This is a genomic window from Teredinibacter purpureus, from assembly GCF_014217335.1.
Classification (GTDB): domain Bacteria; phylum Pseudomonadota; class Gammaproteobacteria; order Pseudomonadales; family Cellvibrionaceae; genus Teredinibacter; species Teredinibacter purpureus.
In genome coordinates, this window is record NZ_CP060092.1 from 4,183,112 (window position 1) to 4,208,843 (window position 25,732).

23 protein-coding genes are annotated in these 25,732 nt (G+C 46.0%); 5 read left to right on the top strand and 18 right to left on the bottom strand.

Annotation, left to right across the window (positions count from 1 at the left end; genetic code table 11):
- Positions 1 to 4: 4 nt before the first annotated feature.
- A complete protein-coding gene (locus H5647_RS18675) occupies positions 5 to 394 on the bottom strand; it encodes a DUF2721 domain-containing protein (protein WP_045860563.1) in 390 nt (129 codons plus the stop codon).
- Between the two features lie 128 nt (positions 395 to 522).
- On the opposite strand from H5647_RS18675, the gene H5647_RS18680 reads away from it, so the two are divergent.
- Together H5647_RS18680 and H5647_RS18685 are read left to right on the top strand one after the other, a co-directional pair.
- Complete coding sequence (locus H5647_RS18680; protein ID WP_045860564.1) at positions 523 to 2,118, top strand: ExeA family protein; 1,596 nt, start codon at positions 523 to 525, stop codon at positions 2,116 to 2,118.
- An 18-nt stretch (positions 2,119 to 2,136) separates the two neighbouring features.
- Complete coding sequence (locus H5647_RS18685) at positions 2,137 to 2,946, top strand: general secretion pathway protein GspB (RefSeq protein ID WP_045860565.1); 810 nt, start codon at positions 2,137 to 2,139, stop codon at positions 2,944 to 2,946.
- Between the two features lie 54 nt (positions 2,947 to 3,000).
- On the opposite strand, the gene H5647_RS18690 is transcribed toward H5647_RS18685, so the two are convergent.
- The 16 genes from H5647_RS18690 to H5647_RS18765 all read right to left on the bottom strand — a co-directional run bounded on the left by H5647_RS18690 (position 3,001) and on the right by H5647_RS18765 (position 19,927).
- Positions 3,001 to 6,690 (bottom strand): LamG domain-containing protein, encoded by a 3,690-nt coding sequence (locus tag H5647_RS18690; RefSeq protein WP_052692192.1) that lies wholly within the window; start codon positions 6,688 to 6,690, stop codon positions 3,001 to 3,003.
- 13 nt (positions 6,691 to 6,703) lie between these two features.
- The gene (locus H5647_RS18695) at positions 6,704 to 7,150 is read right to left on the bottom strand and encodes a hypothetical protein (protein WP_045860566.1); all 447 of its coding nucleotides are present in this window, start codon (positions 7,148 to 7,150) and stop codon (positions 6,704 to 6,706) included.
- Positions 7,140 to 7,946, bottom strand: coding sequence for a PulJ/GspJ family protein (locus H5647_RS18700; RefSeq protein ID WP_045860567.1), 807 nt, complete (start codon positions 7,944 to 7,946; stop codon positions 7,140 to 7,142). The genes H5647_RS18695 and H5647_RS18700 overlap by 11 nt, the downstream gene beginning before the upstream one ends.
- Before the next feature lie 18 nt (positions 7,947 to 7,964).
- Entirely contained in the window at positions 7,965 to 8,438 is a 474-nt protein-coding gene (locus tag H5647_RS18705) for a type IV pilus modification PilV family protein (RefSeq protein WP_045861538.1), read from the bottom strand.
- A gap of 129 nt (positions 8,439 to 8,567) precedes the next feature.
- Complete coding sequence (locus tag H5647_RS18710) at positions 8,568 to 8,987, bottom strand: pilus assembly FimT family protein (RefSeq protein WP_052692194.1); 420 nt, start codon at positions 8,985 to 8,987, stop codon at positions 8,568 to 8,570.
- A 37-nt stretch (positions 8,988 to 9,024) separates the two neighbouring features.
- Positions 9,025 to 9,417 (bottom strand): pilin, encoded by a 393-nt coding sequence (locus tag H5647_RS18715; RefSeq protein ID WP_045860568.1) that lies wholly within the window; start codon positions 9,415 to 9,417, stop codon positions 9,025 to 9,027.
- Positions 9,418 to 9,586: 169 nt separating this feature from the next.
- On the bottom strand, positions 9,587 to 10,156 hold the full coding sequence (locus H5647_RS18720; RefSeq protein ID WP_236074969.1) for a type II secretion system protein: 570 nt from the start codon (positions 10,154 to 10,156) through the stop codon (positions 9,587 to 9,589).
- Positions 10,156 to 11,385, bottom strand: a complete 1,230-nt coding sequence (locus H5647_RS18725; protein ID WP_045860569.1) for a type II secretion system F family protein — start codon at positions 11,383 to 11,385, stop codon at positions 10,156 to 10,158. The genes H5647_RS18720 and H5647_RS18725 overlap by 1 nt, the downstream gene beginning before the upstream one ends.
- A 9-nt stretch (positions 11,386 to 11,394) precedes the next feature.
- Complete coding sequence (locus H5647_RS18730) at positions 11,395 to 13,143, bottom strand: GspE/PulE family protein (protein WP_045860570.1); 1,749 nt, start codon at positions 13,141 to 13,143, stop codon at positions 11,395 to 11,397.
- The gene (locus H5647_RS18735) at positions 13,140 to 14,576 is read right to left on the bottom strand and encodes a tetratricopeptide repeat protein (RefSeq protein ID WP_045860571.1); all 1,437 of its coding nucleotides are present in this window, start codon (positions 14,574 to 14,576) and stop codon (positions 13,140 to 13,142) included. The genes H5647_RS18730 and H5647_RS18735 overlap by 4 nt, the downstream gene beginning before the upstream one ends.
- Entirely contained in the window at positions 14,573 to 15,442 is an 870-nt protein-coding gene (locus H5647_RS18740) for an ExeA family protein (RefSeq protein ID WP_045860572.1), read from the bottom strand. The genes H5647_RS18735 and H5647_RS18740 overlap by 4 nt, the downstream gene beginning before the upstream one ends.
- An 8-nt stretch (positions 15,443 to 15,450) precedes the next feature.
- Positions 15,451 to 17,181 carry a pilus (MSHA type) biogenesis protein MshL gene (mshL, locus tag H5647_RS18745; RefSeq protein ID WP_236074970.1) on the bottom strand — a complete coding sequence of 577 codons (1,731 nt, stop codon included), beginning with the start codon at positions 17,179 to 17,181 and terminating at the stop codon, positions 15,451 to 15,453.
- A 21-nt stretch (positions 17,182 to 17,202) separates the two neighbouring features.
- On the bottom strand, positions 17,203 to 17,550 hold the full coding sequence (locus tag H5647_RS18750) for a hypothetical protein (RefSeq protein ID WP_052692196.1): 348 nt from the start codon (positions 17,548 to 17,550) through the stop codon (positions 17,203 to 17,205).
- Positions 17,543 to 18,319, bottom strand: coding sequence for a hypothetical protein (locus H5647_RS18755; RefSeq protein WP_045860573.1), 777 nt, complete (start codon positions 18,317 to 18,319; stop codon positions 17,543 to 17,545). Before H5647_RS18755 ends, H5647_RS18750 begins: the two co-directional genes overlap by 8 nt.
- A gap of 2 nt (positions 18,320 to 18,321) precedes the next feature.
- Positions 18,322 to 18,939 carry a hypothetical protein gene (locus tag H5647_RS18760; protein WP_045860574.1) on the bottom strand — a complete coding sequence of 206 codons (618 nt, stop codon included), beginning with the start codon at positions 18,937 to 18,939 and terminating at the stop codon, positions 18,322 to 18,324.
- A gap of 4 nt (positions 18,940 to 18,943) precedes the next feature.
- Positions 18,944 to 19,927 carry a hypothetical protein gene (locus H5647_RS18765; RefSeq protein ID WP_045860575.1) on the bottom strand — a complete coding sequence of 328 codons (984 nt, stop codon included), beginning with the start codon at positions 19,925 to 19,927 and terminating at the stop codon, positions 18,944 to 18,946.
- Positions 19,928 to 20,068: 141 nt separating this feature from the next.
- On the opposite strand from H5647_RS18765, the gene trmL reads away from it, so the two are divergent.
- Positions 20,069 to 20,554 carry a tRNA (uridine(34)/cytosine(34)/5-carboxymethylaminomethyluridine(34)-2'-O)-methyltransferase TrmL gene (gene trmL, locus H5647_RS18770; RefSeq protein ID WP_045860576.1) on the top strand — a complete coding sequence of 162 codons (486 nt, stop codon included), beginning with the start codon at positions 20,069 to 20,071 and terminating at the stop codon, positions 20,552 to 20,554.
- 355 nt (positions 20,555 to 20,909) lie between these two features.
- Positions 20,910 to 21,977 carry a glycosyl hydrolase gene (locus H5647_RS18775; protein ID WP_082087118.1) on the top strand — a complete coding sequence of 356 codons (1,068 nt, stop codon included), beginning with the start codon at positions 20,910 to 20,912 and terminating at the stop codon, positions 21,975 to 21,977.
- Positions 21,978 to 22,036: 59 nt separating this feature from the next.
- Here the strand turns inward: H5647_RS18775 and H5647_RS18780 are convergent, their stop codons facing one another.
- On the bottom strand, positions 22,037 to 23,464 hold the full coding sequence (locus H5647_RS18780) for a succinylglutamate desuccinylase/aspartoacylase family protein (RefSeq protein ID WP_052692197.1): 1,428 nt from the start codon (positions 23,462 to 23,464) through the stop codon (positions 22,037 to 22,039).
- A gap of 167 nt (positions 23,465 to 23,631) precedes the next feature.
- On the opposite strand from H5647_RS18780, the gene H5647_RS18785 reads away from it, so the two are divergent.
- Complete coding sequence (locus H5647_RS18785) at positions 23,632 to 25,602, top strand: VacB/RNase II family 3'-5' exoribonuclease (protein ID WP_045860577.1); 1,971 nt, start codon at positions 23,632 to 23,634, stop codon at positions 25,600 to 25,602.
- Positions 25,603 to 25,732: the final 130 nt, after the last annotated feature.

The following is a 25,732-nucleotide window of genomic DNA, read 5'->3' on the forward strand; positions in this document are numbered from 1 at the left end:
AGCGCTATCGATCAAGACGTTCAATTTCTATATTGATCGCCTTGGTCGAGATCTGCACTTCATACAGCGAACATAGCAATGACACTGTCAGCATCACCAAGCTTGTACCGAATAGAATCTTACCCAGCATTATCCAATGTAAGAACAACGCAAACATCGATAAAGTACAAAGAAGAAAAGACACCACACCAAATACCTGCATAGCCCGAATGATCTGTAATCGAGTTCTTAAGCTTGCAATCTGCCTACGCGTGAGGTCCTCGGCATCGGCTGCATCGAGCTTACTTAACTGCCGAATAACAGACGTCAATGTGACGAATCGATTGGTATACGCCAACAGCAATAAAGAAATAGCCGGGAATAACAGGCTAGGTGTTGTAATGGTCATTTCCATAGATAACGCTCAGTTTAAATACCCTAATTTAATCGGTATTGAAGCCCCATTTTTGATAAATAGGCGCTCATGCTAAAACACGCTATTATAGGCGCGTCCGCGTAATCATACTCAGAATAATATTAGCGATGTATCACAACTATTTTGGCCTAACAGAACAAGCATTCTCCATTGCCGTTAACCCGCGCTATTTGTATATGAGCCAGCAACACAAAGAAGCGCTGGCCCATCTGCTTTACGGTGTAAAGGGGGGCGGCTTTGTCTTGCTATCAGGAGAAGTGGGCACCGGTAAAACCACTATCATTAAATGCCTGCTAGAGCAGCTCCCAAACAATACCGATATCGCGATTGTACTGAACCCTATGGCAGACGTAACCGATATGCTTTGCACTATTTGTGAAGAACTCGGGGCAGCGTACGACAAAACAAAGATTACCGTTAAAGACCTCACTGATTCTTTACATAAGTATCTGATCGATAATCATACAAACGGTCACAATACCGTTTTGTTAATTGATGAGGCACAACTACTTTCGGCCGAAGCGCTAGAGCAAATTCGCCTACTGACGAACCTCGAAACAACCACACAAAAACTGCTACAGATTATTTTAGTGGGGCAGCCAGAAATAAACGAATTGCTGGCCCAGCCACGCTTACGGCAGTTGTCGCAACGAATTACTGCACGCTTTCATTTAGTGCCGCTTACGTTAGCCGAAACACAAGCCTACATTCAGCACAGATTAAAAGTGGCCGGCATGCCTCCAGGGCGATCCCCCTACCCGACAGCTATTGTGCGCAAAATCCACCGTTTTACGGGTGGTATTCCTAGGCTCATCAACATTCTATGTGAGCGCATGCTTATTGGTGCCTATGGCCACAATAAGCCCATTGTCGATCGCGCCATATTCACGATTGCCCGCAATGAAGTTGCGGGCAGCTTGGAAAATGCGCCCTCCTATTCATGGCCCCTGTCCAGCCGAATCATGGCGGCTATTATCGGCACCATAGTCGCCGTTCTTATTATCGCAATAGTATGGCAATCCAACCAAAACACACCCGCCGAACAGGCCAAATCACTCGCAAGTGTTACAGCCGAAACGGGAAGTGCACCCACTACCGATACACCTCACCCTTACCGCATCAACCATTACACTCACGCTCAATTTCAGTTACTCAGTTATCTCGGTCTCTCGCTAGAAACCGAGAGTCACCCTTGTTGGGCGTTAGCAGAACAGCATATTCAATGTAAAACAGATACCTTCGAGACATGGCAAGCCATTCGCGATCTAAACCGCCCTGTGGTTCTCGTACTCACTACGCCCGAACGATTTACTTCACATGCTGTAGTCACTGGTTTAAACCTTACCTCGGCTGAACTTCTCACCCTTCAAAATAAAAAGGTTCAAGTTTCACTGGCCGAACTAGGCCCGCTATGGAACGGTAAAATTTTCTATGCCTGGCATCGCCCAAAGAACTTCACAGAGCCCCTTATTCTGGGCCAGCGTAATGAGGCTGTACGCTGGCTGGCTGAACAGTTTGCGCTACTGGACCAGCGCCAAGAACCACTCACCAATAATTATTTTAATCGTGTGCTACAGCAACGCGTCAAAATTTTTCAACGCAACCAAGGCCTTAGGGACGACGGAATTGTGGGTGAACAAACTCTAATGAAAGTAAACGAAGCGTTGGGTATTGATAAGACCCTGTCGTTACTGCAGGACTAACCCGATAACAGGTACACCATGTCATTAATACTCGATGCGCTCAATAAGGCAGACCAAGAAAGACGGAAACATGATGATCCGCCAGGGCTCGGCAGTCATCATGATGATGATTTTCCCACGCCCAAGCATAATCGCTTTACGTTCGGTATCGCAGTTGCGTGCATAGGCATAGCGATTGCGTTTGCTGCGGCTTACTGGCTGTGGCCCACGAAAAGCACCTCCAACATCGCTCCCCTAAACAACGGTGAATCTGACAATACGGTTCAACAATCGGCAGCGACCCCAACGCTAGAAGCAGCCTCTATACCGGTTACGCATACTGCTGCAATACCGGTTCCAGCAGGCTCTCACCTCCCGCAAGCCCCAGACAGCAATACGAATGATGTGGAAGCACTTTACCAGCGAAGTGAAACCCCGCTGCCAACAGATGCATCGCTCGCAAGCACAGTACCTGACAACAGCAGCCCGCCACCAGTCGTAGCGCTATCGACAAAACCTGCCGAAGTACCCGTCAACCCGATACCTACCCCGAGCCCGACGGTAGAACCGGAGCCACGACACCCAACACTGGCCGATTTCGCCTCAGTAGGTAACATCCGTAGCCTTTCATGGACGATTCAAGAAAAAATTCCGTCATTGAATTACAGCGATCATCGTTATATGCCTAACGAGAAAGGGTTTATTGTGATTAATGGCCAGAAAGTAAGAAAAGGTGGCCTAATAGAAAAAGGTTTACTGCTAGAAAGCGTTCTACAAGATGGTGCGCTGATGAAGTTTGAAGGTAAAATATTTAAGATTCCAGCCCTTAATAGCTGGGTGAATATGTGATTGTTACGGGAGGGTATTTTTCATACCCTCCGTATTGATGTCCATTTAAACGACTTAGTTTAAAACTTCTTGCCAATAGATAATTCTATCGTGTCCACGATAACTCCCGAAACTGAACGTTGCTGTAGGCAATACTGTATCCGTAAAATCACCGTCATCATTCCAATCAAAACGCAGCCACGGGTAATTCGTTAAATCTATATCGACTTGAAAACTACCCGTATTACCAGCACCAGGCGCAGAAAAAAATTGGCCAGCATCGCCACCCGAAAAAAATACACTACCTCCACTGATCAGATCATAATTACCGGTTGTGGTGCCACCCCCCACTGTCACAACTCGATTACTCAAGGTATCTAGAGAGCCATCAGGGTAATTAATATCGGCCAGTAAAATACTCGTACACGCATCGTCCGTATTGTGTTCCCATGAAACACCGTTCCAATAATCGGTAACAAAAACCACGGGTAAATTAGCGGTTTCCGGCCCAAACGAATCTTCTAACCTAAGCCTACCAAACACAACACTTGTTTGGCCCATAAGAAAATGGTCGTTGGCTGTATCATTATCCGCATCAAGATCGAAATCAGCACTGATAAAACCGACGGCATCGGCATCACTCATATCTACACCGAGGTTCAGTAACGAATAAGGGCCGTCAGGCGCGCTGGTTCGGAACAAAGTTAAGGTTGCATCCACATCGGCTTCACCATTTGTCCATACAACGTCGGTAAAGCCACTTAAGCGAGACGATAAAGGCGTCGATAAGACAACGTCTATTGCGCCATAATCCACGCTTCCACCGCCCCCATCAGGGTTCCAACGAGCAAAATCACCGGTATAGTTTTGCGTACGCTGCGCTGCAGGCAATTGTGCATTAAACGCTTGCAGAGAGTATTCCGCTAAAAACGGCTCACCCATGTAGCTGTAGCCCCCTAGGTTGCACGAAGGAGTAATAGCGTCGAGAACAAAAGTGAAGTATGCCGGAGTAAATCGACCTACGTGCCCGGAACGGCCCTGAATACGATCCGTGTAAGCCGCGCCTGCGCCCAAGTAATCACCATCCAAACTTACTGCCTCAATTTCAATAATGCCCACCTCGGCATAGTAAAGGGTACTCGTACTTCCAACGCCCAACGAAAAGTTAGCAAGCTGCCGTCCATCGGCCGGAGGCGTGGCGCTGGTTTCTAACCCAGTATCATTACCCGCAACCGGTAGTAATAAACGAGACGTAAGTTGCACACCTTCACCCGGCACTTCGAGCCCAACACTCGCGATAGCGGCGTTATTAGCTAGGTTTGCATTATTATTAGGGTTCGTATCATTGTGACCATCCGCAATACCATCATCATTCGCGTCGTCGGCCAAACTCCACGCCACAGCCCTTACCGTTGCAGAAAAATCATCGCCCGCTGTAGCTAATACTCCACCAGTTGCCCCCGTCGCAGCCGGGTTGCCTGTAACTTGGAGATCAAAAGCAAAGGGACGAGCCACAAATGTGCTGCTCCCTCCCACAATAGGTTGATCAGAATAACTTAAACTATCGTCTTGAAAACTAAGTGCATACCGCCCCACATCCGTCGTTTGCAAACTAAAACTCGCTATACCAGACACAAAGGGGAGCGTTAAATTAGGGGCAGCAGGCGCGACACTCGCCAGCGCTTGAGTCTCTGTTGCACTAATGACCGATGGCGCCGCACCTGCGGGATCCGTTGCCGTGCGACTAACCCACGCTTTAACATCCGCTACTTGGTAATCAGATGCGATAGCGCATTCTCCTGTATCGGGATCCTCTCTTAACATTTCAATCATGAATTCATGATTGCGTCCAACGACCACATCGTCCAACAAGCTATCGACAAATCGCACACGAAAAGCATTCTCACTAAAGACAATATCTGCCGAGACAGTAATAACACCGGCATCACTATCTTCTATGGACAGGCTTAACGTCTCCGCATGCGAATTCTCAAGGCTCAGCACAATACTGCCTTGATCTAGTTCAGCTACTTCAAATTGATATTCTGCAACCCCAGAATCTAACGCGCCTGTAGTTAATACCCCCTGAGCATCACTCGCATTTGCAGTCTTACTCCAGGTTCCGTTTGAGGTCGATGTTGTAATGTCTATGGTGCCGGTATAATCGAGTAACGTAGTGTTACTGCTATCTTCTGCTGTAATCGTTATTTCGGCCGGTACACAGGTACTCGCCGAACCAGAGCCAATGTCTATAACAAAATGATCGACAGGGTTTAACGCACAGGGATGGGTTTCATCCATAACGTCTCCGACTTGATCCAATGTTAGCGGGCCCTCGTATATCCTTACTTCATCAATTAAACCGTTGAATCGCCGAGTCTCGAACCCTAAGTCCATCCCGATAAGTACGGGATCATCATTCAGCGTAATAGCCGGCGTGGAAACAACACCCGAACCTTCAACATCCCCGTCGATATAAATCGTTTGTATGCCCGACTCATAGGTGATCGCGATGTGATGCCACTCGCCAATAGGCACCGAAGCGGTCGTTGTAATCTCGCGGTCCCCACCTCCCCACCACCAATTAATTTGGCCTGCGCCATTGATATGGAATTCGAAATTCTCATCTTTCGACACGATCGTCGCCAGATCAGACGTCGCCCATTCGCTGGGGTTAATCCATGCGGTAACCGAAAATTCTTCAAGATCTAGCGCCGAACCCGGGCCAGGATCATCTATACGAACATAGCCATCATTTGTTGAACTAAAACTACCGTAGCCGCAGGTACCGGGATTGCTGGAATTTACAGGTGAGCTATATTCCGTTGAAGGAACCGCTCCTCCTACACTAACGCCAATACCGTGAAATTCGTTTCCCGAGCTATCAAGCACTTCACTCCCGTTTCCTAACCATTCCGACTCATCAAAACGCCATTCGGCAAGCAATGCAGGAGGAGCTGGAGGGGTTACAGTACAGAAGCTGTCGTACTCAGTATTGGCAACGGCCGAAGAATCAAATACCACCGTCGAAGCTGACCCTAAATTAATATCGTCAATCGCGGTAACGGCACCCGTAACGATTGCGCCGTTTTGCATGGTCACATCGTTTTCCGAATAAATAACGCCATGTACATCCGTATTCGAGCCTAACGTTACACTGAAATTCGCGTATAAAAATACATAACGATCGGTGTTTGCTGAATTTATGCTGGCCGAATCTCGCAGTGTAATATCACGTCGTGCAAAAATAGTAACCGTGCCAGGCCCCGACACAATAATTTCAGAACTCGATAACATATCAAACGCCTGGCTAAACGTATAAACACCAGGCTCCATCGTAAGCACAGCATTAGAGTTTATAGTCAAACGTCGATAGTCCCCAGGAGATACGGTTGCCGAGGCACCGAAACCCAACGTGATATCTGGCAGTGAGCCACCACCGTTTGGGAAATCCTCATACTCTCGATCGGTTACAACATTCCCCGTTTGAATGCAGGTGACACCGTCGCAACCACCAAACCAAAACCACGCATTCGCATCCGTTAAAGAGGTGGTATCTACCTCACTACCCGGAGCACCATTAATAGCAGACCCCCAGCCCAGAGTAACCGACCCATCCGTATCACTATTTTGAACGGGGCCAGGAAAGGTGTCCGGGCATCCTAACGAAAAAACCTTCATTGAAAACAATAGCAAGCTAATGGCCAAACACTGCAGGGCACGAAGAAACTTAAATTGCCTGTTTAAAAAAAAGGCTGGCGTCATAAAAACACTCTACTCATTGCATAAAAGCCGCAATTTCTATTTCTCGTTCACCCATTAACTGACCACCGCCACATTGAGCAACGCTATTAATATAATAAAAACTGCGTATGTCGCTGCTATCAATTGCCCGTCGACAAGTAACAATTGCAGTACAACTGGCCAACCCTGGAACTGCATAATTGATCGTAACACTCGCCATAGCTACACAGTTCGCGTCAACAAGCGCGCGAGTTCCCGCACTCCCATAGAGGCGGCTCATACCATATTGAGCACCACTTTCTGCGGCATAAAAAGCTTGTGTTGAAATACCTTCAATAATCGCATGCGTACCACTCTGGCCACTCATCCGATTAATCGCGATAGCAAGAAAAGAAATACCCACTAACATAATTAATGCTAACGGAATTAGAAAGCCAGATTGAGCAGCAACAGTAGATAACGTTCTATTTTTAAGGGACATTGCGTACTAACACCGTTCCGTCTAAAACCACACTCTCTTCGCGCTCCATAAATTCCACCTCAATCGTAATAACGGCGTTGCGATTTTCACTGCCAGGCGACAACGTAAAAACATCACCGACAGAAGCAACGTTCGTAGCGAGGAGTAACGCAGCGCTCCCTGAAGGGCTACTATCCGTTATCCCGCTGACACTGAGACCGTAGCCATAGTATTGAAGCAACGCTCCCCCAGTTAAACAAAACCGCTTTGGGAAGTCCGTAAGGTACACACGCTTATTAATAGAGTTACGATCAAACCGATGATTGGATGCAAGCTGAATTGAGCTATAAGGCGAACCTCCCGATACACTGGCCGCGGCGAGCGAGGTAGAATTAGAATAGATTTCAGCGGGATTAAATACGCCAATCGCTGCGTAGCGCACCTCTCCCAACCCAATAACAAAAGGCGCTGTTGGAATAACATTACTCGGCGTCACAATTCCATTTTCGTCATCAGCCACCGTAGTAAGGTAGTTCGCTCCCCCCACAATGGGGATATACTCCAAACAACTACCGCTGGCACTCACACGAACGCTATTTGGTAACGCATTGCGTAGCTGTCTCACCATCTGCTCAATGGATGCCCGCCCTCGAGAAATCAACTTCATTCGCAGCTCTGTCTTTCGATAGCTGTCGACCGTCGTCACGATAAACTGACTACCAATACCGGCAACAATACCCAATATAACCAACACCGCGACTAACTCCACTAATGTGAAACCTTGCATCGCAGTAACATGAGACCTATTTAGTTTCATTGGAAATGATCACGTCAATTAAAAATTCGCACGATAAGTACTTAACATCAAAGCATCACCACCAGGAATTCCCACTGTAACCGTGATTAAACGAGCAGGCACTTGGGCACCGGTAGGCCCAAAGCTAACAGCACTAACCGAGACGCTCACAGGGTAAAGAGGATCTGAGCCATCGACAAAGCCATTATAGTCACCGACGTCATTAAAACTTCCGTCTGGAGCAACGCCTAAACAGGCGACTCCGGAAGGTGAGTCACACGCGGGAACACCGCCTGTGGGTGTATTCTCGTCAAATTTACGCGATAGAATATCGTCAAGCTGCGCCTGAGCTATTTCAATGGCTCTAACACGTACCACGGGGTCAGCCGACTTAACAACGCTTTCATTAAAAACTAATAATAAAGCCGTTAAGGCCACACTCATGATAACCAAGAAAAAAATAGTTTCAATAAGTGTAACGCCACGGGACGCTGAAAACGTTCTATTTATCAATAGATTAACCCTATGATTGAACAGCACATAAAAGCACAGAGACATTCCACCTAAACGTTAAAAAAGTGGCGGAAAGTAGCGAAAAGTGAAGAGGCGATTCGATAACAATTAAACAGTATAAACATCCCGCTAAAAGCCGCGGACATAACCAGATTCTTGTACATCGATTGAGACAACTCGACCATTTTGGCTGAGCATCAAGAAACCAGCGGAGGTATACCCTAACCGGTCATAGAGGTAGGTTGTGGCAGTCAATGTTTGCCCATCTATTAACGTAAAAGGATAACTCACACCGCCCACAGTGACGCTACTTCCATCTACGTGAATATCAACTTGAGTAGTCGTTGTAATCAGTTCAACAGTGCTGAGCTGAGTCATTGCCAACTGCTGCGCAGAATAAAAAGCCGCGACAATTGAATCGCGGCTGGCCTGTAATTGCATCGTGCTTGAAGGCTGTAGACGGCCGAACGCTGAAACAGCAAGAACACCCACTATCAGTAATATTGCGACTAACTCAACTAGGGTAAACCCCGCCTTGTTCAATCTCACAACACGTCACCTTATGCACACCGCAATACATTAAGGATTATTGAGCACCAATTAAGGCAAAATCTGAGGAAACGCCATTGCTGGTTAAAGTACAAACTTCAGTCGCTTTATCCGTAATTGTTGCAGCACCCGTAACGGTGTACTTAGTCGCATCCAAATCTTTACTCAATAAGCTATTAGAAACCGCAAGCGTACAAGCGGTAACCGTCTCAAAGGAATCCGTAGATAAATTCGCTTCGTTAGCAATATCAACAGCATGGTTTAGCGCAGAAGCACTTTCCAAACTACCGGCAATACTCGCGACCGCAGCGACTTGTGCTTCGTCAGACAAATCAACAAATTTTGGTACAGCCGTAGCCGCCAAAATACCCAAAATAACTAATACAGCAATTAACTCTATAAGAGTAAAGCCTGACTGTTGTTTTACCATTGTGATATCTCCAAGTTTCTTAGTAATACGTAATTAATCCATTTTGATTGTAAACAATTTGCTCTTTGCAAATTGCGAGTTAAATCCTTAAATGTTTAGGCCACTAACGCTTTAAAGAGTAGCGTATATTGTCAATTACTTGACAGTTTTTGTCGGCTAAAACACTATTTCAACCACCGTAGACGTCCACTCTGCCCGAACTTAAATGATAGTCGAAGAAATATTCTCCATTTGGGCTTCGATTAAGCTCATATCGGCATATCCGGCCATTTATTGAATAAACACGGAAATCTTTCCTGCTCTGGCCGCTATTGTCTTCCTTAGAACCAGCAATAACCGTGCCGGGGGCATTAGAAAACAAGCCATGCCAAAGACGTTCGCACTCCTCCGGCGACTGGTTATACGATTTTACGGATGTTCGGCGTTCAGCGGTCGCAGGCCAACCTTTTTCATTAAGATAAATAGTTGAATCCATTACCGATAACGATTGAGAATTCGAAATTTTCGCTTGACCGTATAGGTTTCCGACAGCCCGAGAAAACGTAGCGGCTTGAAACTCAATTAACGAAGATTTAGAATTTTCTATCGTTGATAAATAATATTGAGTGCTAGACGAAACTAACAGCCCAACAACAATTAATACAATCGTTAATTCAAACAAGCTAAAACCATTTTCTCGTCGCACACGACACAAACAACCTTGCGAAACGTATGGTGTAACGTGAGTTTTAATTTTCACTAACCGGCACCTGTTTGAACATCGTACATATTCCATAATGGTAGGAATATTCCCAACGCTAGAACCGTTACAAATCCTGCCATAATAATAATAAGAATAGGTTCTATTCGGTCGGTTAGTGTTTTTAAATCATACTCTACTTCACGCTCGTAAAATTCAGCGACCTCTTCCAGCAGTTCCTCAACTTTACCACTTTCCTCGCCTACTGCCAGCATCTGTAAGACAAGCGGGGTAAATAAATTTGCCTGAAGATGCGTTCGCAATAGTGAATCACCTCGTTCAATACCTTGGCGAATGTTTCTAATTTTTAACGAAAGATAAGCATTATCCATAGCTGCGGCACATAACCCCAACGATTGGTTTACCGGCACACCCGCTTTAAGCATTAAGCTAAGGCTTCTTGAATAACGTGCCATTGCAGCACGTTCAATTAAACTGCCAATAACCGGTAATTTTAATTTTCGTCGCCCCCAGTCAATAGCGCCGTTTTCTGTTTTTAAATAGTAGACAAAAGATCCAATAGTGAGCGTTCCACCCAGTAAAACATAAGCCCAGTAGTGGGTAAAAACATGCGACGTACCAATTAATATTTGAGTCACAATGGGTAAATCGGCACCAAATTGTGCGAACATTTCAGCAAACGGCGGTATCACATAGACATTAATAACGAGCATTGCTGCCGCAAGCGCAATTAACACAAAAATAGGGTAACGCATTGCGGCCTTCACACGCTTACGTGTATCTTCGTCACGCTCTAAATAAACCCCTATTTGCCTAAATACTTCGTCTAGCTTTCCACTACTTTCACCAACACCAATCATATTCACAAACAGTGAATCGAAGACATCGGAATGCTGGCGCATACTCCGCGACAAGCTCATACCGGCTTCAAGTCTATCAGCAATATCGTTTAACACTTCTCGGAAGTGTTCGTGGCGAATACTGGCGGCCAACCCTCTAATACCTCGTGTTAACGGAATGCCCGCCTTGGTGACCGTGTACATTTGCCTGCAAAACATCACTAAATCAACTACAACAACTTTTTCTGCGCCCAGTAGCCGATCAATTTTTCTAACATAGGACGCGCCCAAAGATACTTCCGCGATGTTAACCGGCGTTATTCCGCGACCGATCAGCTGTGCAGCTACCGCATCAACCGATGAACCAACCATTTGCCCGTCAATGGTCTGCCCCTGATTGGTTCTTCCGGAAAACTTAAACTGAGCCATTAAGCATCTCTAACTCTCACTGGGAAAATCAGCCAATTCAGCCAAACTTTCATCTTCGATCTGCGCTGAAACACGCAGCACCTCATCTAATGTTGTAATACCTTGCATCGCAAACTCCAAAGCACTGAGACTCAACGGCCGGTAGTACTTGCTGTTATGTGCAGCATCATTAAACGCTCTTACGTTGTTATCCCGTAGCGCATTGGCCATTTCACTGTTTAACTCTAATAACTCGAAAACACCAATCCGACCTCGATAACCCGTGTTATAACAATGAGCGCAACCACTACCGCGACGAAATGTAGCGCCTTCTATATTGCTATCGCGCTTTAATGAATGTAATAAATTACGCTCATAACTATTTAACGTATGGGGTTTCGCGCAACTTTCGCATATTTTACGAACCAATCGCTGCGCAACAATGGCTTTCAAACTACTTGCTACTAAATAGGCATCTACCCCCATATCAACCAAACGAAGCGCTGAGGTAACCGCGTCATTAGTATGCAATGTAGACAACACCATGTGGCCCGTCATGGCGGCGCGAAGCGCAATCTCGGCAGACTCAGCATCTCGGATCTCGCCCACTAATAATATATCGGGATCTTGTCGTAAGGTCGCGCGTAATACGGTACTAAAGTGCAGACCAATTTTTTCGTGTACCTGCACTTGGCTTATACGAGGCAAACGATACTCTACTGGGTCTTCCACTGTTATGATTTTGCTTGCAGCCGTATTCAGCTCGGAGAGCGCGCCGTATAACGTGGTTGTTTTACCACTACCAGTTGGCCCCGTAACCAAGACCAAACCATGTGGGCGTTTAATTATTTTTCGAAAACGCTCAATGTAATGTTCAGGCATACCCACCTTTTCCAAGGCAAGTACGCCTTCGGTATGATCGAGCACACGCATGACTACAGACTCACCAAATTGAACAGGCATCGTCGATAGACGCACATCAATATTATGGCCACTCACTTTTAAATTAAATCGCCCATCTTGGGGTAATCGCTTTTCAGCAATATCGAGATTAGACATCAATTTAAGGCGTACAACCAAGGCGCTGGCAATACGTTTCTCGTTCATCACCTGCTCAACCAACACACCATCGATCCTTTGACGTATACGAAGCACGGTTTCATCTGGTTCAATATGAATATCCGACGCTCGTGTACTAATGGCTTCTTCGAATATTTTTTGCAACAATTTAACGACCGGAGCATCGGTATCGGTCGCATCCGTCATAATATCGGAGAGATCAACCGAATCTGCTTCAAGCTCTTCATCTAGCTGTTCAGCCAAAGAGGCAATCTCTTCCGCCCGACTATACGCAATATCCAAAATATCCAGCAATTCCGATTCACGCACTACCGCTGGTTTAATCGGTTTAGATATAACTTTTTGAAGTTCATCAATACCAAAAATATCGGTGGGGTCAGACATGCCTAGCAAAAAGCCATCGTCATCTTCGCGCAATATCATTACACGATACCGGCGCGCCAACGTCTCTGGCAACGACGCAACTAAATCCCGATCAAAACTAAACTGTTTAAGTTCTATAAAGGGTATATCGAGTTGACGCGAGAGCAGGCCTAACAGGCTGTTTTCATCAATAAATTTTAATTCTATTAACTGGCGCCCAAGCTTAAGGCCGGTATTTTTCTGCTCACTCAACGCCTGATCGAGCTGACCCTGACTGATAAGCTGCTGCGCAACTAATAAGTCGCCCAGTCGAATTCTTTTTGGATTGTCATTCATGGATTCACCGACGCTCCAGCGATTTCTGGTTGCACACTACGCTTTGACAACAACGTTATGCGAGATTGCACATATGCTTCAACTTCAGGCTTGAGCTCGCCCATGGCAAGCACCTGCTGATATGCAGCCAACGCATTCTCTCTTTGTTGTAATGCATCTACCGAAACAGCAAAGCCTAGCCAATAATTTCCATTTTGATGATTTAAGCCAAGCAAGAATTGATATTTTTCTGCCGCCATAGCATGTGCTTTCTGTCGTTGAAATAACGCGGCCTGCAAACTGTTATATTGCTCAAAAAGCACTGAATCGAGGCTGCCTCGCTTATACCGATCATGCAAAACAGCAAAACTATGTGTTTCCAACAACAATTGCGCACCGGAAAAATTGTTTTCCGCCAATAACAAACGTGCTTGAAGATAGGTCATCACGACCGTTCTTAATCGGGCCGAATCAACCAACCCTTGCGCGCTTTGATGCGCGCCTTCTTCCATGTAAATATCAAATAGAACCAAACGACTTTTTTGAGCCCGCGGAACCTCTTGAATGAACGCCATTAACGTAGATTTTGCGCTGCGTCTATTGCCTCGCTGATATTGCTCTCGTTCACGATCAGCCACCGCTTCATCGCGGGTCGATAACGTTTTTTGAATTGAAACGGAAGTAACTAAGGCTGGATTCAGCTCGGTATTAGATAGTTCCGATGCAGAAACCTCCCTCTGGGTAACTGCTTTCGTTTCTAACCCCTCTAGCCCACGCTGAAATCGCGCAATTCTCGCTAGCGCCAAACCAGAGGCCTCTACACGGCTCAGCAGATACTCCAACCGCACGTTATCCCTATTCTCCCAAGCCTCGGTTAAAAGGGCTTGATAACGCTGAATAATTTTTTCTTTTCCTGCTTTTCCCTCAGCAGAAAGCTCATCCAAAGTTAAAATTTGATTATAATAGTACAGTGCGTTATCACGTGCAGGCACGGTGAGACGGTCATTCACAAATGCCTCCTCGCCTAAGGCTACCAGCGCGCGAATAGCCTCTTGTCGAATATCGTCTTTATCTGGAGTTTCATGTTCAGCCGCTTTAGCCTCTGTCAAAGCCGTATCCGTATGAGAGACAGAAAAACTGCCTTGCGCCGGCTCAAGCAACTCCTCCGTAAGCAATGGTTCTACCACGGGCATTTGAACTGACACAACGGTTATTTCAGGCTCCGATGACGTCTTGATGCCCGACAAAAAACTAGAGGAAGCATCAATCTGAACCGTCAGCCAGCCACGACTCGCTACAGACAAAACCAATAAGGCTAGAACACCAACCAGAACCCACCAATAGCGCCTGCCCCCCTGAACTGTCTGCGCCACAAATCTTGAGTCATTTTTTTTGCTGGTAACTTTTTCACTGCGGGAATCCAAGTCGCGTAGTGCATCGTTAATTAAACTCATGACGCCGCTCCCACAACAAAAGGCCAACGGCAATGCCACGCAATCACCTTTCCTTTGAGACGGGTCTCCGAAGTATCGGCAATAGCCGCCGCTACCTGGGCAATACCAACTCGGCGCAAACCTCTACCGTAAGCACTTATTAACGCTTTATGAGCCAAAATATTAATTAAACGAGGAATTCCACCAGAGCCAACACTTAGCAACCAAAGCGCTCGACGGGAAAACAAATGCTGGTTGCCACCCGCAGAATCCAATCGATGCCGGATATAATCAGCCACACCTTTACTAGAAAAGGGCTTAAGGTATTCGGAAAAAATAATGCGCTGTTTCAGCTGACGTAAATCGGTTCGTGAAAGTAACGTATCTAATTCTGGCTGCCCCAACATCACCACTTGCAATAGTTTTCGTTTCTCAGTTTCCAAGTTGGTTAACAGCCGCAAACTTTCTATCGTTTCTCGAGGCATTGCTTGAGCCTCGTCAACAACCAGCACCACTTGCTTCCCATGATGCGCCAACTGCATTAATTTCCGGTAGATAGATGACATTAAAACGTGCGCTTGCATTTGCGGATTGTAATCGGCCCCAATTTCTTGCGCCACAAAGGCTTTCAATTCTTCCGGTGACAAGTAAGGGTTAGGAATATAGGCAGTAACGAATTTATCCTTCAAACGCGATAACAGTATTCGGCACAACAACGTTTTACCTGTACCCACTTCACCTACAATTTTAATGAAACCTTCACAATGCTGAAGCGCCACCAGCATTGTATTCAATGCCTCTCTATGGCTTTGTTGATTTAAAAAGAACTGTGTATCCGGTGTTAGCGAAAACGGATGCTCCTCTAAATGAAAAAACTCATGGTACATGGCGTATCCTAGTCGTCTCGCGAACGATATAAATCAGACATACCGCCAATGTTTCTGTCAACCCGCGACATTTCCTCGTCCCAAGTACTTTCATCGACAACGACAGGGCGCATGAGTATGACCAACTCTGTTTTAATTTTTCGCGTCTCTCTCGTTTTAAACATACTTTTCAGAATGGGAATATCACCTAGCACCGGACGTTTTCCGGCTACATCTACGGTTGATTCTTGCATTAAACCTCCCAGCACAACGACCTGCCCACTCTTTGCTCGCACGATACTGTCGGACTCTCGAACATCACGCAAGGCCAGCGGCAGCGAGAAAAATTCTTCACCTACATTAATGTTTTTAATCTGATCTTCTACCTGGCTAACAATAGGGTGAACATGCAATATCACATCACCGTTTTCCGCTATCTGCGGCGTAACATCTAGTGCAATACCACTAAAAAAGGACTCTAATTCTATTTCGGGAATATTCTGTATACTCGAGGCACTGGTGGTTGTGCTATTCGATACACCCGTAACAAAAAACTCATCAGAACCAACCCTAATAATCGCTTTTTGATTATTAACGGTAGAAATTCGTGGGCTCGATAACACTTGCACATTGCCTTGCGTTTCAAGTAAAGAAAGCAATTGTGTCACGTCCAATACATTCAACACTGACGTTACTACAGATTCATTAGCACCTTCCCCACGTAGAACCACATCGCCTAAAGTGCCAGCAGCAGAACGAGACGAGCTCATCGCAATTGAACCGCTTATAGCACCCCAATTGATACCCGCCTCAAACCCCTCATTTAACCGAACCTCGAGAATTTTGGTTTCAAGCACAACTTGCCGCTTAACACTCACCTCAGAACGCTCAAGAAAATCGCGAACTGCACCTAACTCGTTCGGCAACGCTTTAACGACAACCAGCCCTGCCTGAGGGTTGGTCATAACCATTCGGCCATCATTTGGGCCGCCAATAATCGCGTCGATAGTTTGGTGAATAGATCCCCAAAAATCCGTTTTATTCAATGTTTGTATTCGAGCTCCCGGCGTCAGGCTGGTTGAATTTGAGTTTTGTCCGTCAAAGTAGCCCAATAGATTTCCCGACTCAGACTGCCCTCCTCCACCGCTGCGACTGCCACTACCACTACCACCACTTCGGCTGTCGCTATCACTAGAGGTTATCTTGCCAATACTGACGCTCGTATCAGTCACACCCACCCTTTTGATATCGAGATAGTTGATGGGGAAAACTTCGGTTCTTAATTTACGGGCATATATCGTGTAAATATTATGCTTGAACTTATATTCATAACCGTAAACATCACGGGTAACATTTAAAACGTCGGTAATAGTGACATTTTTTAATTCGAGAGAAATAAAACCCGACACGTCAGGATGAGCAACAACATTTACACCAGAATCAGCCACCAAACTCAGAAAAAATGTTCGTGCTGGGACGCGATTTACCGAAATATCAAATCGTTCAACACTAGATCGTTGCTCTGCGGAGCTCCCAGACATTAACCCCGTAGCATTATTTAATAAACTAGCCGAAACTTCTGACGGTACCGCTTGCTGTTCATGCCCATACGCTTCATGGGTGGTTAGCACCTCAGCCATAACATCTTCAGCCGCGGTTTGGTCTTGTGGTACAGAAGAGCAAGACACCAATAATACGGTTGTAATGAGAGCCAATAATTGTTTCTGCAAGCGGCTCGAATCCATTTTTAAGTCGTTCATAATTTTCTATCTGCCCGTCGTTTAACGAGAATGCTTTACGATATTAGGACGAAGGCTAATCACGCCAGTTTGACCGTTCCGGCTATAGACAACACTTTTATCTCGAACTTTAATCACTGTAGCGCCATCAACGACGCTACCCTCACGAACTGCCTGGCCGTTAATAATGGCTTCACTTCTAGATGCACTTAAATAAACAGCCTGCAAAACCAAACTTTTTTGCGCGGATACCTTTCGTTGATACCCCAGAGGCGCAGTGGGGTCTTGGAGTGTTTCATTTGGCGTATTATTTAGATTAGCGGAAACAGCCGTTGCAGGAAAACAGGTTATTAACACCCACATAACGACGTTAAAACAATGTTTAAACACCTAACACCCCCTTATCTGTAGAAAGGGTATAAACTTCGAGGGATACCTCTGCATTAGGGTAACTCTTCACCTCATATTCAATAAAATCCCAGTATAATTTCCACGGCAATTGTTCAAGCTGTTGCAGATAATCTATTACCGCAAAATAGTCTCCTCTAAGCGACACTCGAACCGCATGCTTATAAACACCGACTATGCGCTCTTCCGCCAATCGCGCTTCATCAACGGTTGACGTCAGCTGACGCACAGAACGTTGCGCGAGCTCTTCCTCTAAAAACTCAACCTCTTCAAGCTCTACCGTTTCTACGGTTCTACTTTCCGCTAGCTGTAATTTTTTAGGTGCGATTGCACGCATACCCATTAGCTGTAGCCTATTCGATTCGCGTAACACATCGTAGAGCACTTGGGATAGTTGATCAGCAGAAAGCAAACCCACCGACATTTCTTGCAGCTCAATATTGGCGTTTTCCAGCAGCCCCTCCAAACGCAGTATTTCTCGTCGTTTGGGTGCATTTGGATCGCTACTTAAGCTATTGACAAGCACCTGCTCCTGGGCGGAAAGAACCTTCAATTCTCGATTCGCTTCTTCAAAGCGCTGAACCAACAACTCTCTCTTTGAGGATAAACCACCTTCAATGGTTAAGCTCCATACGAGATAAATTACAAGCAAACACGATACCGTAATTAATATTTTCTCTCTCATTTGCAACGCGAGAAATTTTTCTTCCACTTTGCTCCAACGCTCGGTAAATGTGGTGGCAATACTCATGGTCACTCCCTCTCCACCGCCAGTTTATAAACGGGCTCAAATCCGAGTGTAAAGGCATGTGCAGTAGATCCTTTTTTCTCTGCAACACTCAACAAGCCAAAATGAGTGCCCGTAAAACTAGGTTCAAACTGTAGTTTTTGGATATAAGTAGCAACATCTTCCGCTTTCAGCGTTTCGCCCATCACTTGCAAATACTGCCCACCGTCTGATAACGATATTTTTTTCAATGAAATACTCTTCATAGACTGCCTTGCAAGAGCCCTCATTGCATGGGCAAAACCTTCTGAATTACCAAGATTTTGTCCCTCAATAATCTCACCCACCTGTTCACGCCCTTCTAGCGCTGCACGCAAATACTTTAACCGAACGTCAATTTTATTGTTTTTAAAGGATGGTGTTTTTTTAGTGAATATATCTAACTGTTGTTTGGCTACGATCTGCTGGTTTTCCAATACAATAACTTGCTGCTCAAGGGTTTCTAGGTTAGCAATGGCAATAAAATAAAACGCAATGTAAATACCAATAACACCCACAACAGAAAACATTAAACTATTTGCGGTAAGCCATTCTTTCGCAGGTTTTAATTCTGATAGATATAAATTAACTTGCTGTATAGCCATACGTTTACGGCGCCCCCACACTATCAATATTTCCAGCAACCGAATTACGTAGAGCAGCCCCTAACGCTGCCGCACACGCATGCAGTAAAGGCTCTTTATTTTCATCATCTACCGAGACAGATGCAGTAAAATTCAAGTATTTCACAGGAACACTTAAACCGCGCAAGATATCCGTTGTAATTTTATCTTCACTGATATTATCCCCGCAAATATACAAATTTGTGGGGGGCGGCTGGCCCATTTGCCTTTCGTAGTAGTCAAGCGATCGCTGCACTTCAAGAATAAAGCTATCAATGGGGATATCATCTAGCAACCCAGCCCCATATTTAATCTGAAACTGACGTGACAAATACATATTGCCTTTTCGATAAAGAGATACGCTACCCTGCCCTTCAAGCAAGCGGACAATCGCTACCCCACGACTTTCGGGATGATCTAGATCTTGTAAGTACGCTAAATTTCGCAGCGCTAACTCACCTATATCGATCGATTCTAACGACAAGCCCGACTGATTTACCAGAGACACTAACGAGCTTAAACGACTTAATTCTGCCACTACAACATAAGCCATTTTTTTACCTCTACTCCCATCGTGAGGCAAGAGAAAAACATCTATCGCGGCTTTTGCAACGGGAATGGAAATTAGGTCTTTTATTCGCCACCTAACAGCTTCTCGCATCTCCACTTCCGGCACATCGGGTGCTTCAACGAGCAATAATTGGTAATCACTACTCGGAAGGACTAAATTGCACGGGCAAGCTGTTAAGCCATGGGTTTCGACCCAATCGGTTAACATGGTCGCTTGATCGCTAATAGATGATTCGTCTAGAAGGATGTCTGAATGGAGTATTTGAGGGCGTAGCGAAGCTACTGACTCCGTTTGAACCCATTTATCAGCACATACGGCTACAGCCAGGCCATTTGGCTGACATTCGATACCCACGTGTGTTTTGCGGGCGGAGAGTTTAGAAAGCAAATTTTTTAACATGGCAGCTAGCAGTGAGCTCCCCTTCTCGGATGATTCAGTGCAAAATAACTCGTTTTTATAATTATTACCCGACTAATAGCGTTTATTATAGACATTACTTACGCTTTTGTGTGTAAGTTATTGGCAACATGTGAGTTTTCTATGTTTAACATCGTTCTTTTTGAACCTGAAATACCCCCCAATACTGGCAATATTATCCGGTTGTGTGCAAACACAGGCTGTCGTTTACACCTTATAGAACCTCTTGGTTTTGTCTTAGACGACAAACGTCTTCGCCGTGCGGGCCTAGATTACGCCGAATGGGAAACCGTAACCACACACTCTAATTGGGATGCATTTTTAAAACATTTAAACGGTTCCACCATTTGGGCCTTATCGACCAAGGGTACCCAAACGCATTCTGATGCGGCATTTGCGGAAGGAGACTATTTACTCTTCGGGCCAGAAACACGAGGCCTTCCCGTCGATATTCGTCAATCATTACCTGCAAACAATGTACTTAGGATACCGATGATCAAAGGTAGCCGTAGCATGAACCTTTCTAATGCAACAGCCGTTATGTTATACGAAGCATGGCGCCAACTGGACTATGCTGGTGCAGTACCACCGCCCGCTATCAAGGGCTGAGCTAATCCGTCCAAAAACAACCGAACCCTGCGCGCAAAACATCTATGAACATCTTCGATTGTTTTTTAGGCCTGCAGGCCTGTGAACAATCAGCTAACACGCTAAAAGATCTTTAGTATTAACAGTTAATGCTCGATATTAATGCTAAAGAATGAACTAAACAACTGTAGAGCCCAAGTATCCAATCATTACGGTGATCAAAAGGTGCATATAAGTGCCATTTATCGAAGGTATTTTTAACTACCCTTCTCCTAATGACTGGTAGACTTGCACATGAAACCGGTAACATTGCTCGAAAACACCCTTAACATGTGGCATAAAATACCACTTGCTAGTGACGTCTGAGGAGAATCTTATGGACATTAAACCGTTAACATCGCTATTGGCTGCAGGCCTATTGGCGCTATCATTAATCGGCAGCCATTCAGCGCTTGCCGCCACCAAACCTGTCACACCCAATGCCTCGGAGGAAGCAAAAGCCCTCCTAAAATATCTCTATAAAATCTCAGGTAAAAAAATCCTGACGGGCCAGCACAATGCGCCTCTTAACGGCTCTAATCGTTTGGCTGGTATGCACAAGCAAACGGGAGAATACCCCGCAATATTCGGGCAGGACTTCGGTTTTAGTGAACCGGGTTCATGGGACGGTATAAATTTTCGTCAAAATATCGTAGATGAAGCTATTCGTCGACATCATGAGGGCTTTATTAACACCATTATGTGGCATGCGATTATCCCCACTCAGGATGAACCCGGGGACTTTGCTAACGCCATTCAGGCCCAGCTAACAGATGAAGAGTGGACAGAACTCACGACCGCTGGAACTCATCTAAACGAACGCTGGAAGTCTCAGGTGGATGTTATCGCCTGGCACCTAAAACAGCTACAGTATGCCGACGTACCCGTGCTCTGGCGACCCTACCATGAAATGAATGGCTTTTGGTTTTGGTGGGGCTACAGACAAGGCCCGGATGGCTACGCAAAGCTATGGGAAATGCTCTACGAGCGGTTAGTAACCTTTCACAAACTGGACAATTTAATATGGGTCTGGAACGCCAATGAAGTAAAAGATCGAGTGCCCGATTACAAACTATTCTACCCAGGCCACGCGTTTGTCGATGTTCTCGCAACCGACGTTTACAGTAAACGTTATGACGAAGACAACTACAACCAATTGCTTGAACTCGCTGAAGGTCGCCCCATTGCACTAGGCGAGGTAGGCGGATTTCCAACCCCAGAAATGCTTGAGCAACAGCGTGAATGGGCTTGGTTTATGAGCTGGCGTGATCCCGATAATTTCTTCTGGAATGACGGTGATTCAATGCGCGCACTGTTCAGCTACAAGCGTTCCACCTCTTGGCATGAGCTACCCTGGGTTGATAATAAAGGGCCTGTTCGCATGCACGCCCCTATCATAAAGTAGATCAACACCTAGCCTCGATACTTTCAACTAAGCGTCCTATGGGCGCTTAGTTGATTAATTTAAGAATCCTCAAGCACACTCTCACCCGCTGAATCTTCCTCCAGCTCGAACAATGGCTTCACCTCACTATCATCGCCTTCAGATGCGGGAGAATCGACAGCATCCAACAATGGCGGCGTACCACCCTCCACCCATTCAATCGATGATTCTAACCCCAAATGATAAGCCGCAAAACCCGGGTACATAACCTGATTTAATGCCATCCCAATAACCCGCCCAGCAAAAGGGGACACAACCTCTTGCCGATGATTTGTGATAGGGTCCGTTATAACGCCCAATAACTGTCCCTCTCGAACACTATCGCCCAGCAATACCTCACTAAACAGAATACCACCCGACGTCACCCTCACCCACCGTGACTGATAGTAAGCTGGCTCAGTTTTAAACTCCCAGAAAGGGCGCCTATTCAGCATTTCCAAGCCATCCAATAGCGATTCCACGCTCTTAACCCCATGATTCACGGCAGACTTCTGTAATTGGTGCGGCTGCCCAGCCTCAAAAGTGATAGCCGGAATACCGTAATCCACCGCCGCACGTCGCAAACAACCAGGTGCTCCCTCACTATGCACAGCAACCACCGCACCCATTTTTTTTGCAAGGTCTGCCACCTCGGGCAACCTTAAGTTCGCACGCAATTGAGGTAAGTTAGTGCGATGAAAGGAACCTGTATGTAAATCGACGAGCATATCGCAATGCCGAACAACGTCCTGAAAGAACGAATGAGCAATGCGCGATGCCGAACTGCCATTAGCATTACCAGGGAAATACCGATTCAAATCACGTCGATCAGGCAAATACCGAGAGGAACGTCTAAAGCCTTGTAAATTGACAATGGGTACGCCAATTACCGTTCCGGCCAAATCTTCAGCCTCGATGCTGTAGAGGATATGCCGCACCACCTCTATACCGTTTAACTCATCGCCATGCGTTGCCGCCACGAGACACAATCTTGGGCCGGGCTTTGCGCCATGAACAACTAACACAGCCGTCGGCGCAGAAATCCCCATGAAGGATACATTGGGTGACCACGATAGCCGAGTAGAGGTGCCAGCCGGCACTTCGGACCCCAAAAGAACTAGCGGAGCCTGCACGGGTAAAGACTCAACCGCTGGCAAAGGCGGATCAACAACCGTTTCGCTCTCGCCTCCCACTATTTTTATGGGAACCGAAACTGGCCGCTCATCGACCGGCATAAGCGGCTCTTTAATCTCGACACCTAGGAGCTCTGAGGCCACCATAGACTCAATGGGCGCGACTACCTCCTTAAGATCTATATTTTCGGCCTGTTTTAGCACGGTAACGTCCGGCACAGAAGCCTCGCTCACAGACAAACCGTCTTCTAGTGGCTCAGCCCAAGAAGTTTCGAGCAATATAACCATTAACAATGATACTGCCGTGAAATAATGGATAAATCTGGCTACAGCCATTGAATCTCCTAGGTTAAAACAGGTTACGGCATCTATAACAACCTCAAATTTTGAGCTGTCATGTGCGCCATTTTTCTTAAATTACCTTTCGTTCGGCATGCTTTCATCCAGTTACGCTGGAATTCTGTTAGAATCAGCCGCTTTGAAAAATCAAGGACCATGGGTCGATGCTCGACAAAGATATTCTTTCCCAACTATCTCAATTAAAAACCGATATTCAATCGTCTAAAGAATACGCCGAAGGCGCTGTTGCGGGCTCAAATGGCCGCTTCGGGTTTGTTCGGCTGGACGATGGACGAGACGCATTCCTCTCGCCTGAGAAAATGCTGCATGTTATCCCTGGCGACAGGGTTAAAGTCAGCTTAACTCAGAACGCCAAAGGCCAACTAGAGGCAACACTGGAATCGTTAATTGAGCAATCGTTACGGCGATTTCTCGGTCAATACAAGGGTTCAAAGAAAGGCCATTTCGTTGTGCCATTGGGCGAAACACCCGGCCTAAAATCCAGCCCGATTAACCGATGGATTTTTCTCCCGCCAAAAGCCCGTGGCCGATGTAAAGATGGCGATCTCGTCGTCGCACGCCTTGTTCAGCATCCTTATAAAGATGGCAAAGCTTCAGCTAAAATACTAGACCGCATTGGCCAAGACGACGACGCCTATATAGAGCGTCAGTTTGTCTCGGCAAAATACGATCTTGCGCCACGCTTCAACGAATCTGCACAAAAGCAAAGCAAGTCCATTGAGCAACAATTTGCACAGCAGGAGTGGGGCGAACAACGAGTCAACTTAACCGACCGCCCCTTCGTCACTATAGACTCAGCCTCAACAAGAGATATGGATGATGCACTTGCTCTCGAAAAAATCGAGATGGATGGCGCTACGCAATACCAACTCAGTGTTGCTATTGCCGACCCAGCGAGTTTTATCGATCAAAATTCTGCACTAGCACACAGCTGCCAAACCAGCGCTCAAAGCCTTTACTTACTAGGTGGTGGTATCAGCATGCTGCCAGAAGCTCTAGCCAATGACTGCTTCTCGCTAAAAGAAAACGAACAAAGGCCCGCTCTCGTCTGTAACCAAACTTACAACGATCAAGGCGAGCTTCTCGAGTACAGCTTCCAAAAAGCGCTCATCACCTCCCAACATAAGTTGAGTTATAAAGGTGTTACAGCCTTACTCAACAAAGATGAAGACGCAGAACTGGCAACGCTTCCCGATAACATTCAACAAATGTTACACAGTTTAGGCGAACTCTCTGAGCGCCGTACCGCGTACCGAAAACGCGAATACCTTGTCGGCGACGATCAGCTTGAATACGACATACACCTTTCAACTAAAGGTAAAATCGACGCTATATCGCCAAGATCACGCACCAAAGCCCACAGAATAGTCGAAGAAGCCATGCTCGCGACCAATCTTTGCGCAGGCGAATTACTGCAACAAAAAAATGAAGGCCTATTCACTACTCACTGCGGCTTTCGTGCAGACCGCATTGGTGAAGTTAAGGCGTTATTAAAAGAAGAAGAAATTGAACATGATGACCTTCTCACAGAAGCGGGATACCTAAACGTCATCCAGAAAATTTCGCGCTCAGAGAAATCACACCTCGTATCACCTTTGCGTCGCATGATGCCCAGCAGTGAACTTAGCCTGGAATATGGCCCTCACATGGGTATGGGCATACCGCATTACGCCACAATCACCTCCCCCATACGCCGTTTTGCAGACTTATATAATCATTGGGCGCTCAATCAAGCGCTTACGGGGTATGCACTTAAACCTCTCAAAAATGAGCAGCTCGATGCAGTAAAAGATGCGCTTATACGCGGCCGACAAGCCGACAGAGAGCTATTCCAATGGTTAATGTGCCAATACACCCAAAGCCTCGTTGGGCAAACAGGTAAAGCTAAAATACGCATCGTAACCCAACAGGGTTTCGGCGCGCGCCTTATCGATAGCGGAATAGACGGGTTTATTTTGTTTACCAAAAAACAACCTAAAGTCTTCGACGCAAAACGAATGACAATTACGGTCAATGAGATCACTTACCAGCTAGAACAGGAAGTTGATATTAAAATTGAAAGTGTCGATATGGATAAGCGCCGTATTGCTTTCAGCGTAATTACCGACGTATAAAAATTTAAGCCTGCTTAAAAACGCAATAGGGCCTCATTGGGCCCTATTTTTTTATATGTGCCGCCATCACCAAAAAACCTACAAAAACACCCTCTCTATTGTGAGAGTAATAAGCCCGTCACTTAGCCCT

Bases quoted from the DNA above. Each gene is read 5' to 3' on its own strand.
- H5647_RS18675 (WP_045860563.1), bottom strand. From the start codon at position 394: ATGGAAATGACCATTACAACACCTAGCCTGTTATTCCCGGCTATTTCT.
- H5647_RS18680 (WP_045860564.1), top strand. From the start codon at position 523: ATGTATCACAACTATTTTGGCCTAACAGAACAAGCATTCTCCATTGCC.
- H5647_RS18685 (WP_045860565.1), top strand. From the start codon at position 2,137: ATGTCATTAATACTCGATGCGCTCAATAAGGCAGACCAAGAAAGACGG.
- H5647_RS18690 (WP_052692192.1), bottom strand. From the start codon at position 6,690: ATGACGCCAGCCTTTTTTTTAAACAGGCAATTTAAGTTTCTTCGTGCC.
- H5647_RS18695 (WP_045860566.1), bottom strand. From the start codon at position 7,150: ATGTCCCTTAAAAATAGAACGTTATCTACTGTTGCTGCTCAATCTGGC.
- H5647_RS18700 (WP_045860567.1), bottom strand. From the start codon at position 7,946: ATGAAACTAAATAGGTCTCATGTTACTGCGATGCAAGGTTTCACATTA.
- H5647_RS18715 (WP_045860568.1), bottom strand. From the start codon at position 9,417: ATGGTAAAACAACAGTCAGGCTTTACTCTTATAGAGTTAATTGCTGTA.
- H5647_RS18725 (WP_045860569.1), bottom strand. From the start codon at position 11,385: ATGGCTCAGTTTAAGTTTTCCGGAAGAACCAATCAGGGGCAGACCATT.
- H5647_RS18730 (WP_045860570.1), bottom strand. From the start codon at position 13,143: ATGAATGACAATCCAAAAAGAATTCGACTGGGCGACTTATTAGTTGCG.
- H5647_RS18735 (WP_045860571.1), bottom strand. From the start codon at position 14,576: ATGAGTTTAATTAACGATGCACTACGCGACTTGGATTCCCGCAGTGAA.
- H5647_RS18740 (WP_045860572.1), bottom strand. From the start codon at position 15,442: ATGTACCATGAGTTTTTTCATTTAGAGGAGCATCCGTTTTCGCTAACA.
- mshL (WP_236074970.1), bottom strand. From the start codon at position 17,181: ATGAACGACTTAAAAATGGATTCGAGCCGCTTGCAGAAACAATTATTG.
- H5647_RS18755 (WP_045860573.1), bottom strand. From the start codon at position 18,319: ATGAGTATTGCCACCACATTTACCGAGCGTTGGAGCAAAGTGGAAGAA.
- H5647_RS18760 (WP_045860574.1), bottom strand. From the start codon at position 18,939: ATGGCTATACAGCAAGTTAATTTATATCTATCAGAATTAAAACCTGCG.
- H5647_RS18765 (WP_045860575.1), bottom strand. From the start codon at position 19,927: ATGTTAAAAAATTTGCTTTCTAAACTCTCCGCCCGCAAAACACACGTG.
- trmL (WP_045860576.1), top strand. From the start codon at position 20,069: ATGTTTAACATCGTTCTTTTTGAACCTGAAATACCCCCCAATACTGGC.
- H5647_RS18775 (WP_082087118.1), top strand. From the start codon at position 20,910: ATGGACATTAAACCGTTAACATCGCTATTGGCTGCAGGCCTATTGGCG.
- H5647_RS18780 (WP_052692197.1), bottom strand. From the start codon at position 23,464: ATGGCTGTAGCCAGATTTATCCATTATTTCACGGCAGTATCATTGTTA.
- H5647_RS18785 (WP_045860577.1), top strand. From the start codon at position 23,632: ATGCTCGACAAAGATATTCTTTCCCAACTATCTCAATTAAAAACCGAT.